General features: G+C 71.0%; 14 protein-coding genes. 4 read left to right on the top strand and 10 right to left on the bottom strand.

Annotated features, from left to right (window positions below):
* Positions 1–16 precede the first annotated feature (16 nt).
* Together AC29IT_RS23100 and AC29IT_RS23105 are read right to left on the bottom strand one after the other, a co-directional pair.
* Positions 17–553, bottom strand: a complete 537-nt coding sequence (locus AC29IT_RS23100) for a hypothetical protein (protein WP_488220088.1) — start codon at positions 551–553, stop codon at positions 17–19.
* Complete coding sequence (locus AC29IT_RS23105) at positions 535–936, bottom strand: hypothetical protein (protein ID WP_488220089.1); 402 nt, start codon at positions 934–936, stop codon at positions 535–537. Before AC29IT_RS23105 ends, AC29IT_RS23100 begins: the two co-directional genes overlap by 19 nt.
* A 101-nt stretch (positions 937–1,037) precedes the next feature.
* Here AC29IT_RS23105 and AC29IT_RS23110 point away from each other — a divergent pair, with 101 nt between their 5' ends.
* Positions 1,038–1,295 carry a hypothetical protein gene (locus tag AC29IT_RS23110; protein ID WP_488220090.1) on the top strand — a complete coding sequence of 86 codons (258 nt, stop codon included), beginning with the start codon at positions 1,038–1,040 and terminating at the stop codon, positions 1,293–1,295.
* On the top strand, positions 1,295–1,696 hold the full coding sequence (locus AC29IT_RS23115) for a type II toxin-antitoxin system VapC family toxin (protein ID WP_488220091.1): 402 nt from the start codon (positions 1,295–1,297) through the stop codon (positions 1,694–1,696). The genes AC29IT_RS23110 and AC29IT_RS23115 overlap by 1 nt, the downstream gene beginning before the upstream one ends.
* 156 nt (positions 1,697–1,852) lie before the next feature.
* Here the strand turns inward: AC29IT_RS23115 and AC29IT_RS23120 are convergent, their stop codons facing one another.
* Entirely contained in the window at positions 1,853–2,671 is an 819-nt protein-coding gene (locus AC29IT_RS23120) for a uracil-DNA glycosylase (RefSeq protein WP_488220092.1), read from the bottom strand.
* Here AC29IT_RS23120 and AC29IT_RS23125 point away from each other — a divergent pair.
* Together AC29IT_RS23125 and AC29IT_RS23130 are read left to right on the top strand one after the other, a co-directional pair.
* Positions 2,670–4,142, top strand: a complete 1,473-nt coding sequence (locus tag AC29IT_RS23125) for a S10 family peptidase (protein ID WP_358441897.1) — start codon at positions 2,670–2,672, stop codon at positions 4,140–4,142. The two genes, AC29IT_RS23120 and AC29IT_RS23125, sit on opposite strands and share 2 nt — an antisense overlap.
* 223 nt (positions 4,143–4,365) lie before the next feature.
* A complete protein-coding gene (locus AC29IT_RS23130; RefSeq protein ID WP_488220093.1) occupies positions 4,366–5,190 on the top strand; it encodes an SAM-dependent methyltransferase in 825 nt (274 codons plus the stop codon).
* A gap of 51 nt (positions 5,191–5,241) precedes the next feature.
* On the opposite strand, the gene AC29IT_RS23135 is transcribed toward AC29IT_RS23130, so the two are convergent.
* The 7 genes from AC29IT_RS23135 to AC29IT_RS23165 all read right to left on the bottom strand — a co-directional run bounded on the left by AC29IT_RS23135 (position 5,242) and on the right by AC29IT_RS23165 (position 13,991).
* Positions 5,242–6,243, bottom strand: coding sequence for an ABC transporter ATP-binding protein (locus AC29IT_RS23135; protein WP_358441903.1), 1,002 nt, complete (start codon positions 6,241–6,243; stop codon positions 5,242–5,244).
* Positions 6,236–7,240 carry an ABC transporter ATP-binding protein gene (locus AC29IT_RS23140; protein ID WP_358441906.1) on the bottom strand — a complete coding sequence of 335 codons (1,005 nt, stop codon included), beginning with the start codon at positions 7,238–7,240 and terminating at the stop codon, positions 6,236–6,238. The genes AC29IT_RS23135 and AC29IT_RS23140 overlap by 8 nt, the downstream gene beginning before the upstream one ends.
* Positions 7,241–7,250: 10 nt before the next feature.
* Complete coding sequence (locus AC29IT_RS23145; protein WP_358441942.1) at positions 7,251–8,147, bottom strand: ABC transporter permease; 897 nt, start codon at positions 8,145–8,147, stop codon at positions 7,251–7,253.
* Positions 8,148–8,193: 46 nt separating this feature from the next.
* Complete coding sequence (locus AC29IT_RS23150; protein ID WP_358441908.1) at positions 8,194–9,120, bottom strand: ABC transporter permease; 927 nt, start codon at positions 9,118–9,120, stop codon at positions 8,194–8,196.
* A 75-nt stretch (positions 9,121–9,195) separates the two neighbouring features.
* A complete protein-coding gene (locus AC29IT_RS23155) occupies positions 9,196–10,833 on the bottom strand; it encodes a peptide ABC transporter substrate-binding protein (protein WP_358441911.1) in 1,638 nt (545 codons plus the stop codon).
* A 206-nt stretch (positions 10,834–11,039) separates the two neighbouring features.
* A complete protein-coding gene (locus tag AC29IT_RS23160) occupies positions 11,040–11,993 on the bottom strand; it encodes a Ppx/GppA phosphatase family protein (protein ID WP_358441914.1) in 954 nt (317 codons plus the stop codon).
* Between the two features lie 225 nt (positions 11,994–12,218).
* Positions 12,219–13,991, bottom strand: coding sequence for a lytic transglycosylase domain-containing protein (locus AC29IT_RS23165; RefSeq protein ID WP_488220094.1), 1,773 nt, complete (start codon positions 13,989–13,991; stop codon positions 12,219–12,221).
* Between the last annotated feature and the right edge of the window lie 72 nt (positions 13,992–14,063).

The following is a 14,063-nucleotide window of genomic DNA, read 5'->3' on the forward strand; positions in this document are numbered from 1 at the left end:
CGGTGCCACCGCGACCTCACACCTGCACGACCGCGATGCCCCGCCGCCCGGCCGCGCGAGGCGCGATCTCCTCGCACGCGGGGGAATCGACGGTCGGGCCGAGGTCGCCGCCGGGATCCGCGGGGGCTCGCTCGTCGTCGCCTGCTGCCGGAGTCCCGAGTTCCGACAGCAGGTGCCGCATGCCGACCGGGTCGGCGGCGAGCAGCACGACCGGACGAGCGAGCCCCGAAGCCGCCACCGCGACGATCGCGTCCACTGTGGAGTTGAACCGGTGACCCGCCGCGCCACCGGTGGTGCACTTCCCGCCGAGGCGGGCGTCCTCCGGACGCACCGGGAGGACCTTGATCCGATCGAGCACCGCCGAGAGCTCCGGGTCGGCACCGGAACCGAGCATCGCTTCGGCGAGCGTCACCGCGGTGATCACTACCTGCGCCCGGCGCGCGCGGGCGATCTCGACGTGCGCGCGAACTCGGGCGCCACCGGCCGCGAGCTCGCGCACGGCGGCGGCGTCGAGCAGGAGCGTGCCGCCCGCGGCTATTCGTGGTCGGGCCATGCACACCTCGCTTCCTCCAGCGCCGCAGCGGGCACCGGTCCGTGTTCGCGTTCGAGCAGGTCGGCGAGCTCGCCCAGCAGGTCCAGCTCCAGCTGCCGCGCCACGGCATCGGTCACGTACTGGCTGAACGCGCCGCGCCCGACCCGCTGCTGCACCGCCGCCGTCAGGTCTTCCGGGATCGACACGCTCACCTTGCGCGCCCGTCCCGCCGACCGGATCTCCCCGGACGCCGCGGGTTGCACGACGTCGACGGCTCCGAGCGGCGCCTCGGCCGGGCGGTACCGCCCCACCAGTTCCGCCAACCGATCCGCGAACTCGGGCAACCGCCGCCCCTCGAGATCGGGCGGACCCGCCTCATTCCCGCGCGCCTTGTTCACCGTCACGATTCGATGCTACCTCGGGTAGCAACATCGACCCAGCGACAAAACTCCCGATCACCCCATCGGGTACCCCCTGGTCCACGAATTGCATGTAATATGCATGCATGGTTGCCTTGCAGATTCGCGATGTGCCTGAGGCCGTGCGCGACACGTTGGTCGACAGAGCGCGCGCGCAAGGACAGTCGCTCCAGGCGTACTTGCTGTCCTTGGTCGAAGCCGAGGCGCGCCGCTCGGAGAACCGGGCTCTCCTCGCCCGTTTCTCCGGCCGGTCCGACGGGAGCACGGTCGCGGCGGACGACACCGCCGACGAACTCCGTGGCCTGCGCGACGAACGTGGACTCGACGAGAGCGGTGACGGCTAGTGCTGGTCGTGGACGCATCAGCGCTGGCCGACGCCCTGCTCGACGACGGCCCGTCAGGACGTCGGGCTCGGTCAGCGCTGGCCGCCGACGACCACTGGGCGGCACCTGCGCACATCCACATCGAGGTCATGTCAGTGATCCGGGGGCGGCTGCTGGGACAGAAGATCACCATCGAGCGCGCTGAAGATGCCACGACCGCTCTGGTCGACATGGCGCTGGACCAGGTCGATCCCACCCGGCTCCTGCCCCGCATGTGGGAGCTGCGCGGCAACGTCACCGCTTACGACGCCGCGTACGTCGCCGCCGCAGAGCAGTTGGGATGTCCACTGCTGACCGGAGACCGCAGGCTGTCCCGCGTTCGCGGCGTCCGCTGCGAGATCCGGACGATCTTCGCCGCCTAACCGCCCTCGCTTCGGTGTTGCCGTTCGTGTTCGGGTCGCTGCCGCGGATCAGCGGTGCCCGGACGGCGGAGGACGGCGCGACCATCGTGGTCGACGCGCCACACCCGGAGTTCGCCGCGGCGCTCCGCGACGTTCGATGAGGGCGGCGGAGCGACGTCAGATCCCGGCGAGCTCGCGGGCGCGGTGCAGCACGTCGCGCAGCATCTCCGGGGTGAGCGTTCCGGTGAAGGTGTTCTGCTGGCTGACGTGGTAGCAGCCGAGCAGGTTCAGGTCCGCGCCGCCGTCCGTCGCGGGCAGCACCACCGCCGACCCGTGCCCGAACTTCGGCCGCGGCGACGGGACCTCCCAGGCCGCGTCGCGCAGCACCGGCAGCACCGCCTGCCAGCCGAAACCGCCCAGCACCAGCACCACCCGCACGGTGTCCCGCAGCAGCACGAGTTCGCGGGCCAGCCACGGCCGGCAGGTGTCCCGCTCACCCGGGGTCGGTTTGTTCGCGGGCGGGGCGCACCGGACCGGTGAGGTGATCCGGGTGCGGTGCAGCACCAGCCCGTCCCCGAGTCCGCGCGCGTGCGGCTGCGAGGCCAGCCCCACGTCGTGCATGGCCTGGTAGAGCACGTCCCCGGACCGATCGCCGGTGAACATCCGGCCGGTCCGGTTCGCGCCGTGCGCGGCCGGGGCGAGGCCGACGATCGCGATCGCCGCGTCCGCCGGGCCGAAACCGGGCACCGGCCGGCCCCAGTAGGTCTGGTCGCGGAACGCCGCCCGCTTCTCCCGCGCCACCTGCTCCCGCCACTCCACCAACCGGGGGCAGGCGGTGCAGCGCGCGATCCGCTCGTCCAGCACGCCCAGCTCACGCGCGGCGCGGGCCGCGGCGGCGGGATCGATGACGGGGTCGTCCACCAGCTCGGAGATCACCCCTCCACGGTGGCAGAAACCTCGCCGCCGCGCGGGTTCCGGCACGTAGAGTTCGGTCATGGCAGCCACCGAAACGAGCACCGGCGAAGCCGGGCAGGAAACGACGACGGCCCCGGCCGACCCGACCGACGACCTGGTCAGCACGCACCACACGATCACCGCGGCCGGCGGTGAGCTGTCCTACACCGCGACCACCGGCCGCATCGTGCTGCGCGAGGAGGTCATCACCGACGGCAAGTTCGACGGGCTGAAGGCGAAGGCCGAGGTGCACCTGACCTCGTACGTCGTCGACAGCACCGAACCGCGCCCGGTGACGTTCGCCTTCAACGGCGGCCCCGGCTCCGCGAGCGTGTGGCTGCACCTGGGGGTGCTGGGGCCGCGGCGGGTGCTGTCCGGGGACACCGGTGCGCTGGCCGCCCCGCCGTACGGGCTCGCCGACAACCCGGAGACGCTGCTGGCGGAGAGCGACCTGGTGTTCATCGACCCGGTCTCCACCGGGTACTCGCGGGCCGTCAACGGCGGTGAGCCCGCGGACTTCCACGGCTACCAGCGGGACATCGAGTCCGTCGGCGAGGTCATCCGGCTGTGGACCTCGCGGAACGGGCGCTGGATGTCGCCGAAGTACCTGGCGGGCGAGTCCTACGGCACGCTGCGGGCCGCGGCGCTGGCCGAGCACCTCCAGGACAAGCACGGGCTGTACCTGAACGGGCTGCTGCTGATCTCGTCGGTGCTGGACATGGGCACCATCCGGTTCACCGAGGGCAACGACCTGCCGCACGTGCTGTACCTGCCGACGTACGCGGCGATCGCGCACCACCACGGCAAGCACGGCGACCGGCCGCTGCCCGAGGTGCTGGAGGAGGCGGAGAAGTTCGCCTCCGGGGACTACGCATGGGCGCTGTCCCGCGGCGCGCGGCTGCCCGCGTTCGAGCGCGCCGACGTCATCCGGCGCACCGCCGAGCTCACCGGCCTGTCCGAGGACTACGTGGACCGGGCGAACCTGCGGATCGAGCACCTGCGGTTCTTCACCGAACTGCTGCGCTCCGAACGCCGCACCGTGGGCCGGATGGACGGGCGCTTCGTCGGCTGGGAACCGGACGCGGTGGGCGAGCGGATGACGGACGACCCGAGCGTCTCCGGCATCATCGGCGCCTATTCCGCGGCCATCAACCACTACCTGCGCCAGGAACTCGACTACGCCAACGACCTGCCGTACGCGTTGCTGAGCAACCGGGTGCAGCCGTGGTCGTACAAGGAGTTCGAGGGTTCCTCGGTTTCGGTCGTCGACAAGCTCGGTGCGGCGATGCGCACCAATCCGCACCTGCGGGTGCACGTCGCCGCCGGCTACACCGACGGCGCCACGCCGTATTACGCGGCGGAGCACGTGCTGGCCCGGCTGCCCATTCCGGAGGAGCTGCGCGCCAACATCGACGTCCGCTACTACCCGGCGGGCCACATGATGTACGTGCACGAGCCGTCCCGGGTGCAGCAGTCCGCCGACCTGGCCGAATTCATCCGCCAGGGCGGCTAGCGGCGGTTCCGGGGTCCGCGGTGCGCACGACCGCGGACCCCGGGGCGCGCATTCCAGGAATGGCCGATCACCGCGCGTGCGGATTCGTGACGAATTGCAGCGGCCCGATTCGGTTGCGCACTCCCCCGATCCTGGCGAGAACCGGTCAGCGCACCTGGGGTTCTGCACTTCGGCGCCGGAACGGGCTTGGTCGACTTCGATTCCTTGTTGCAACATCAACGGCATGGGCGCGAACGAGTACGACCTGTTCCGGGCCATGCCCTCGGTGCCCGACACCGATCGCCCGAACTCGGCCCGCATGTACGACTACTACCTGGGCGGTTCGGCGCACTTCGCGATCGACCGCAAGGCGGCCGACGACGCGCTGGCGGTGCTGCCGCAGTCGGCGGTCTACGCGCGGGCGAACCGGGCGTTCCTCGGCAGAGCCGTGCGGTTCCTGCTGTCGGAGGGCGTCGACCAGTTCCTCGACCTCGGCTCCGGCATCCCCACCGTCGGCAACGTGCACGAGATCGCGCACCGCATCGACCCGTCCGTCCGGGTCGCCTACGTCGACCACGAACCGGTGGCGGTGGCGCACGCGCAGCGGATGCTCACCGGGCAGGCGAACGTGACGATCACCCAGGCCGACGTGCGGGATCCGCAGAGCGTGCTCACCGCGCCCGGGGTGGCCGGGATGCTCGACTTCTCCCGTCCGATCGCGGTGCTGGCGATCGCGATCCTGCCGTTCGTGCCGGACGACGCGGAGGTGCACCGGCTGGTGGCCAGCTACCGGGAGGCGAGCGCCCCGGGCAGCTGGCTCGCGATCTCGCACATCTCGCAGGTGTCGGCCACCGACGAGCAGGTCCGGGTGGCGCACGAGGTGATGGCGCGGACACCGACGCCGGTGCTGTGGCGGGACCGGGAGAGCGTGCTGAGCCTGTTCGACGGGTACGCGCTGGCCGATCCGGGCCTGGTGCTCTCGCCGCTGTGGCGCCCCGATTCGCAGATCAGCTTCGGCGAGGCGGGGCAGGCGAACGCCTACGGCGGGGTGGGCCTGCTCGCCGGGTGAGACGCGAGCGCGCCCCGCCCGGGAACCGGACGGGGCGCGCGTCGGCGCTGATCAGGCGACCACGTGCGGCCGCTCCTCCGCGAAGTGGCAGGCCGCCGGGTGCTCGCCCAGCCGCACCTCCAGCTCCGGGACGCTCTCCGCGCAGATGTCCTGCGCCTTCCAGCACCGGGTGCGGAACCGGCAGCCCGACGGCGGGTTCGCCGGGCTCGGCACGTCGCCGGTCAGCCGGATGACCTCGCGCTTGCCGCGCAACGTCGGGTCCGGAACCGGGACCGAGGACAGCAGCGCCTGCGTGTACGGGTGCTGCGGGTGCTCGTAGATCTGCTCGTCGGTGCCGATCTCCACCATCTTGCCCAGGTACATCACGCCTACCCGGTCCGACAGGTGCCGCACCACGCCCAGGTCGTGGGCGATGAACACGTACGAGAGGCCGAACTCCTGCTGCAGCTCGCCGAGCAGGTTCATCACCTGCGCCTGGATCGACACGTCCAGCGCCGACACCGGCTCGTCGCAGACGATCACCTTCGGCTTCAGCGCCAGCGCCCGGGCGATGCCGATGCGCTGCCGCTGGCCGCCGGAGAACTGGTGCGGGTAGCGCTGCAGGTGCTCGGGGTTGAGCCCCACCACCTCCAGCAGTTCCTGCACCTTGCGCTGCCGGTCGCCCTTCGGCGCCACCTCCGGGTGGATCTCGAAGGGTTCGCCGATGATGTCGCCGACGGTGCGGCGCGGGTTCAGCGACGTGTACGGGTCCTGCAGCACGATCTGCATGTCGCGGCGCAGCTTGCGCAGCTCGGCGCCGCGCATGCTGAACATGTCGCGGCCCTCGAAGGTGGCGGTGCCGCTGGTCGGCGGCTCCAGCCGCATCAGCACCTGCGCCAGCGTGGACTTGCCGCAGCCGGATTCGCCGACGATGCCGAGCGTCTCGCCCTTGTTCAGGTCGAACGAGACGCCGTCCACGGCGCGGACCTGCCCGATGGTGCGCTGGAAGACGATGCCGCGGTTGATCGGGAAGTGCTTGACCAGGTCCCGCACTTCGAGGATCGGCTCACTCACTGGTCATCAGCTCCTCGGCGAAGTGGCAGGCGCTGGTCCGGCCGTCCCCGAGCAGGTGCTGCTCGGGGATCTGCTCCTGGCAGCGGTCCTGGGCGCGGGGGCAGCGCGGGTGGAACGGGCAGCCGCTGGGGATCTTCATCAGGTTCGGCGGCAGGCCCTTGATCGTGTCCAGGTCCTGGCCCTTCAGGTCCAGGCGCGGGATCGACCGCATCAGCCCCTCGGTGTACGGGTGCCCGGGCCGCGCGTAGAGGCTGTAGGCGTCGGCGGACTCGACGATGCGGCCCGCGTACATCACCACGATCCGGTCGGCGACCTCCGCGACCACGCCGAGGTCGTGGGTGATGAGGATCAGCCCCATCCCCCGCTCGCGGCGCAGCTCGTCGAGCAGGTCCATGATCTGGGCCTGCACCGTCACGTCCAGCGCGGTGGTCGGTTCGTCGGCGATGAGCAGCTTCGGGTCCAGCGCCAGGGACATCGCGATCATCGCCCGCTGCCGCATGCCGCCGGAGAACTGGTGCGGGTACTCCTTCACGCGCTGCTTCGCGTTCGGGATCTTCACCAGGTCCAGCAGTTCCACGGCGCGGGCGGTGGCGTCCTTGCGGGACATGCCGCGGCGCAGCCGCAGCTGCTCGGCGATCTGGAAGCCGACGGTGAACACGGGGTTCAGCGCCGACAGCGCGTCCTGGAAGATCATCGCCATCGAGTCGCCGCGGAGCTCGCGACGACGCGCGTCGGTGGCGGTGAGCAGGTCTTCGCCCTCGTAGCGGATGGCGCCGCCGGTGACGAAGCCCGGCGGGGTGTCCAGGATGCCCATCACGGTCTGCGCGGTGACGCTCTTGCCGGAGCCGGATTCGCCCAGCACGGCCAGCGTCTCGCCCGGGTCGACGTGGTAGCTGACGCCGTTGAGCACCTTCGCGACGCCGTCGCGGGTGCGGAACTCCACGTGCAGGTCCTCGACGTCGAGCAGCCGCCCTGCCTTCTCGTCCTTGTCGGACACAGCGGTCCTCCTACTTCTGCTTCGGGTCGAGCGCGTCGCGGACAGCGTCACCGAGCATCACGAACGCCAGCACGGTGACCACCAGGAACCCGGCGGGGAACAGCAGCAGGTGCGGGGCGGTCTCGATGTAGTCGCGGGAGTCCGCGATCATCACGCCCCAGGACACCACCGGGTACTTCAGCCCGAGGCCCAGGTAGGACAGCGTGGCCTCGGCACCGATGAACCCGCCGAGCGCGATCGTCGCGTACACCAGCACCGGCGCGAGGCAGTTCGGCAGCATGTGCCGCAGGATGATCCGCGACGGCGTCGCGCCCAGGGCCCGCGCCGCCTTCACGTAGTCCTGCTGCTTCGCCGAGATCGCCGCGGACCGCATGATGCGCATCGCGATCGGCCAGGACAGCGCCGCGATCGAGCCCACCACCTGCAGGATCACCCGGGTTCCGCTGGGGATGTCACCGGGCTGGTTGAAGGTGGTGAGGATGACGATGGCGCCGAGCACGAACGGCAGCCCGAGGAAGATCTCGGAGAACCGGGACAGCAGGTTGTCCAGCCAGCCGCCGTAGTAGCCGCCGATGATCCCGACGACGGACCCGATCAGCACCGTGCCCAGGGTGGCGAGCAGGCCGACGGCGACGGACGCGCGGGCGCCGTAGATGGCGCGCGCGTAGATGTCCCGGCCCTGCACGTCGTAACCGAACCAGGCGTCCGCGGACGGGCCCTGCCGGGCGTTGGCCAGGATCGCGTTGTTCGGATCGGCCGAGGTGAACAGCTGCGGGAAGGCGACCATCAGCAGCAGCACGAAGATGATCGCCGAGGAGGCCAGGAACATCGGCCTGCGCCGCAGGTCGCGCCAGGCGTCGGCCCACAGGCCGCGCGGCTTCTCGGGCCTGATCTCGTGGGCCGCCATCGGGTCGGTCCCGGATTGCGTGGTGGTGACGACAGTGGCAGTCGGTTCAGTCATATCGAATCCTCGGGTCCAGGACCGCGTACAGGATGTCCACCAGGAGGTTCATCAGCAGGTACACCAGCACCAGCAGCGTGACGATGCCGGTGACGGTCATGCCCTCCTTGGTGAGGATGGCCTTGTAGACCAGCCCGCCGATGCCCCGGATGTTGAACACGCCTTCGGTGACGATGGCCCCGCCCATGAGCGCGCCCAGGTCGGTGCCGAGGAAGGTGATGACCGGGATCATCGAGTTCCGCAGCAGGTGCACGCCGACGACGCGGCGCGGTCCCAGGCCCTTCGCGTGAGCCGTGCGCACGTAGTCGGCGCGCTTGTTCTCCATCATGCTCGTCCTGGTCAGCCGCGCCACGTAGGCCATCGAGAGGCTGCCCAGCACGAAGCCGGGTACGAGCAGTTCGCCGAACGTGGGATCGGACCCGACCGATGTCTTGATCAGATCGAGCTCGGTGCCCAGCCACACCTTCAGCACGAACCCGGTGACGAACACCGGCAGCGAGATCAGGAAGAGCGTGGAGACCAGCACCAGGCTGTCCAGGAAGCCCTTGCCGCGCAGACCGGTCACGATGCCGGCCAGGACGCCGATGACGGCCTCGATGACCAGCGCCACCAGGGCCAGCCGCACGGTGGTCGGGTAGGCGTTGGCGATCAGCTGGGAGATCTGGACGCCGTTGTAGGTCTCGCCGAAGTCCCCGCTGAACAGCTGCCCGAGGTACTTGAAGTACTGCACGACGAGCGGGTCGTCCAGGTTGAACTGCTGCGTCATCTCCTTGATGTACGAGTCCGGGCAGGGCCGCTCACCGCACTTGCCGGCGAACGGATCACCCGGGACGGCCCACACCATCGCGTAGATGAGGAATGTGGTGCCGATGAAAACTGGGATCAACTGCAACAGCCGTCGCAGTACGTAACGTCCCACCGGTCCTCCTGTGCACGAAGAACGCGGCCCGGCCCGCCCCGAGCGTTCCGGGGCGAGCCGGGCGCCTCGCTCTGCCTACTGCTGCTTCAGCGTCACCGACGTCAGGTCCAGCTTGCGGAACGGCGTCGCCTTCGCCTCGGCCAGCCGCTCGGTGGAGTAACCGGCCTGCACCGGCTGCGTCCACAGCGGGATCACCGGCATGTCCTGGGCCAGCAGCTTCTCCGCGTCCGCGTAGAGCTTGTTGGCCGCTTCCACGTTCGGCGCGGCGTTGGCCTTGTCCAGCGCGGCGTCGAAGGCGGGGTTGGAGTACTCGCCGTCGTTCGAGGACGCCCCGGTGCGGTACAGCTGCGTCAGGAACGTCTCGATGTTCGGGTAGTCCGCGACCCAGCCGGTGCGGTACATGCCGGTGAACTCGCGGGCGTTGGCCTGGCGGCGGAACTCGCTGAAGGTGGGGGTCGGCGTGAACTGCACGTCGAGGCCCAGGTTCTGGCGGATGCTGGAGGCGACCGCCTCGGACCACTCGTTGTGGCCGCCGTCGCCGTTGGTGATGATCGTCAGCGTGCCCTGGAACCCACCGGCCTTGGCCAGCAGCTGCTTGGCCTTCTCCGGGTCGAACGTGCAGTACTCGCCGCACTGGCCGGGCACGAAGCCCTCGACCGACGGGGAGGTCCAGCCGTCGGCGGGCTGGCGGCTACCGGCGAAGATCTGCTGGGTGATCGTCGGGCGGTCGATCGCCATCGAGATCGCCTTGCGCAGGTCCGGGTTCTTGAAGCGCTCGTCGTAGAGCGGGAACGCGATGTTCTGGGTCAGCAGACCCGGCTTCTCCTGGGCGCCCTCGCCGAGGTCGGTGCGCCACTTGTCGCCGGTGAGCGCCGAGACCGGCACCTGGCGGATGAAGTCGAGGTTGCCGGAGACCAGGTCCTGGTAGGCGGTGTCGAGCTCGTCGTAGACCTTGAACTCGACCGCGCGGACCTTCGCCTTGTCGTCGCCCTTGAAGTCGTCGTAGCGGCTGACGGTGAGGTTCTCGTTCGGCGAGCGGGACTCGAACTTGAACGGGCCGTTGCCGATCGGCCGGTCCTCGAAGCCCTGCTTGTTCGTGTAGAACATCTCGGGCAGCGGGTAGAACGCCGAGTAGCCCAGCATGGTGGGGAAGATCGCCAGCGGGGACTTGAGCTCGACCTGGAACGTGTTCGGGTCGAGGACCTTCAGCCCGGACATCGTCTCGGCGGTCGGCTTCGGTGCCTCCTTCGGGCCGCTCGCGCCGTCCGGGTCAGCGGGGTTGACCTGGTCGTAGCCCTTGACCTGCTCGAAGAAGCTCGCGCCCTGCTGCCCGTTGGGGGCATAGGCGGTGTAGTTCCAGGCCTTGACGAAGCTCTCGGCGGTGACGGGCGACCCGTCGTGGAACGTCCAGCCCGGCTTGATCTTGATGGTGAAGGTCCGGTTGTCCGCCGACGGAGTGATCTCCTCCGCCATCTCGTTGCTCACCGAAGCGTCGTCCGGCGAGTACTTGACCAGGCCGGAGAAGATCGAGTCGATGACGTTGCCGCCGTTGACCTCGGTGGTGTTCCCCGGGATCAACGGGTTCTCCGGCTCGCCCCACTCGACGGTGACCGTGTCCGCCGACGCCGAATTCCCGCCGCCTCCGCAGCCGGAGGCCAGCAGGGCCACCGCCAACGGGGCCGCCAGCATCGCGGCCAGACGTCCCTTTCGCATGCGTCCTCCCACTTCCCACGCGCGCCCCACCGAGGATTTCTCGGGGCCGCACCGCACGGCGATGATGTTCACCACCGCGATAGACGAGCGTAAACATAAATGAGAAACACCGACCCGCAGTGCCCCGTCACAAATCCGTCACTTTCTGGTTCGATCCAGAAACCAATCCATCCACGCCCCGGAGGCGATCGACCACACTCTGAGAACTAGCTGATGGAGAGGGCGATTCCGTCCAGGATGTCGTGCTCGGACACGGCGACCGCATCGATCCGGGCGCGCTCGGCCAGCTCGTCCGCCAGCACCTTGACGACGAGCGCACCACCACTGATGACGTCGACCCGGCCCGGGTGCATGGAACCGATCGCCGCACGTTCTTCATGAGTCATCGCCAACAGCTCCGAAGTCGTTTCCTCCAGTTGTTTCTGGGATAAACGGGAAAGGTGAATTGCCGCGGGATCGTAAACCGGCAAGTTCTGCGCCACCGCGGACAGCGTGGTGACGGTTCCGGCGACGCCGACCCAGGTCCGCGCGCCGGAGGCGTCCACCGCCGCGAACGCCTCGTCGAGGATGCCGCGGGCGACCCGCTCGGCCTCGGCGACGTCCGCCGCGGACGGCGGATCACTGTGCAGGCAGCGCTCGGTGAGCCGCACGCAGCCGACGTCGGCGGAGAACGCGGCGTCGATCCGGGCCTGCGCGCCGTCCCACTCGCCCACGACCAGCTCCGTCGAGCCGCCGCCCACGTCGGTGACCACGAACGGGCCATCGGCGGGGTCGAAGTCACCGACAGCACCGATGAACGACAGCCGCGCCTCCTCGTCCCCGGTGATCACCTCGGCGTCGATGCCCAGGGTGTCGCGCACCATCGCGAAGAAGACGTCCCGGTTCGCGGCGTCCCGGGTCGCCGAGGTCGCCACCATCCGGATCCGCTCCACGCCCTTGCGGCGCGCGATGGCGGCGTAGTCGACGAGCGCCGCGCGGGTGCGCTCCAACGCCTCCTCCGCGAGCCGGCCGGTGGCGTCGACGCCCTGGCCGAGCCGGACCACCCGCATCTCGCGGTGCACGTCGCGCAGGTCGCGGGCGCCGTCGGAACCCGCGGTCACGTCGGCCACCAGCAACCGGATCGAATTCGTCCCGCAGTCGATCGCGGCCACCCTGGACATGGGCTTCTCCTAGCGCTGTTCCGTGGTCCGGAGCCGGTGCCCCGTCCTTCGATCGGCGACCACGCTAGCCGCTGTGGCGGCCGAACTCACCGGTGGCGTGTCGGCGCAACTCGAAATCGGGGAACGTCACTGAACGGAGTGAACAGCTTCCGCCGCCGGTCAGGTGGGACGCACTGATCGGTCCGGACGGCGGTACGACCCGAACTCACTCACCCGATCGGATGATCATGGGCGAGGAGCGAAGTCGGCGGGAACCTCGCACGCCTGCAGCGGGCCCGATGCCGCGGGCCGCACGAGGACGACCTCGCCGGGCTTCGCCTCGTGCGGGTCGGTGGTGCCGGGCTCCAGCCGGGCCCCGGCGTCCTGCCCGCGCGGGACGAACCGGCCCTCGTCGAGCACCGCGGCGTCGCACTGGTCCGGGACGCCGGCGGCCCCGGGGACCGTCGAGGTGACCGGCGTGCTCGGCTCGGTCGGATCGGTGTTCGCCGTCGGGTGGGAGGCATCGGTCGGGCGGGAGGTCTCGGGCGGGCGGGTGCCGGACGTGGGGCGCCCCGGGGACGACGGGGGCGCGGTGCTCGACGGGGCCTCGGTGGCGGGCGGCGCGTGGTCCGGCGGTCCGCCCGCCGCGGGCGGCCGGGAGGGTGCCGGTCCATCGGCGGGCGGGAGTTCGCCGGTCGAGCTGGACGGCGGAATGGCCGAGGGCGGCGAGGGCGGCGCGGTGGACGGCGGAGCACCGGGCGCGTCCGGCGGCGGTTCGGCAGGAGCGGGCTCTCCGGGCGGCGGCGCAGCGGGCGACGGGACATCGGGCGACGGCGCACCGGACGACGAGTCATCAGGCGACGGCGCGTCCGGCCGCGGCGGATCGGCGGGGACCGCACCGGACGTCGGCGGCACCTCCGACGCCGAGCCGTCCGCAGGCGGAGAGCTCGGCGACGCCGTACCCGGACCGTCCGCCTCGGATCCCGGCGGCACGCCCGGCTCGCCGGGCTCCGCGGTCGACGCCCCCGGCCAGGTGGGCCGCGCGTCCGAGCCCGGCGCGTCCGGCGCTCCGGGCGACGGCGGGGTCTGCGCCGAGGCCCCCGGGACACCGGCTTCCTGCGGCGCCGCGATCACCGGCGCGGGCCGGGCGTCCGGCAACCTGCTGCCCGCGAGCACGTCGCGCCCGTCGGATTCCGGCAGCGGCTCCACCGGCTGCGGGAACGCGCCGTTCGAGTAGGCGTCGGCCCAGTTCAGCACGGTGCGCACGTAGTCGTCGGAGTGGTTGTAGCGGAACACCGCCTCCGCCAGCGCCCGCGGTTCCCGCAGATCTCCCCCGGCGCTGCACAGGTAGGCGCCCGCGGTGGCCGCCGCGTCGTGCACGTTGTGCGGGTTGAGCTCGCCGTCGTCGTTGCCGTCGAGGGCGTACTCGTTCCAGGTCCCGGGGACGAACTGCATGGCTCCGACGGCGCGGTCCCACACCGGGTCGCCGTCCAGGCTGCCGCCGTCGGTGTCGGGGATGGCGGCGACGCCGGGCCCGCCGTCGAGCCGGGGCCCGAGGATCGCGGACAGCGTGGTGCCGTCGACGTCGACCTTCCCGCCGCGCGCGTGCCCGGATTCGATGCGGCCGATGGACGCGAGCACCGACCAGTGCAGGCCGCAGCCCGGGTGGGTGCCGATGAGCCGGTCGGCTGCGCCGACGTAGGCGGCCATCATCGGCTCGGGGATGTCGAGGCGTCCGCCGGGCTGGTCGTCGGGCGGGCCGGGCAGCCGTTGCGGCCTGCCCGCGAGGTCGAGCAGTTCGGTGCTGGGCTCGCGGGTCTGCGGCAGGTGCCCGCTCGCGCCGTAGAGCCCGCTGTCCGGGGCGGATTCGGCGCGGCCGTCGCGCACGGTCGGCGGCGGCAGCGAGAGCAGGGTGCTGGAGGCGGCGACCAGGAGCAGCGTGGGGGTGAGCGCGGTCGCGGCGCGCCACCGGCGCCGGTTCCGGCGGCGAGCGGTGGGACGGGTGTTGCGAACTGCCACGGTGCCTCCAGCCCCCACGAGATCGTCCGCGACCAGGGGCTTTCGCCACCGGCGCTGGATCCGTCACCACCG

This window comes from Saccharopolyspora sp. MMCC62, from assembly GCF_057736575.1.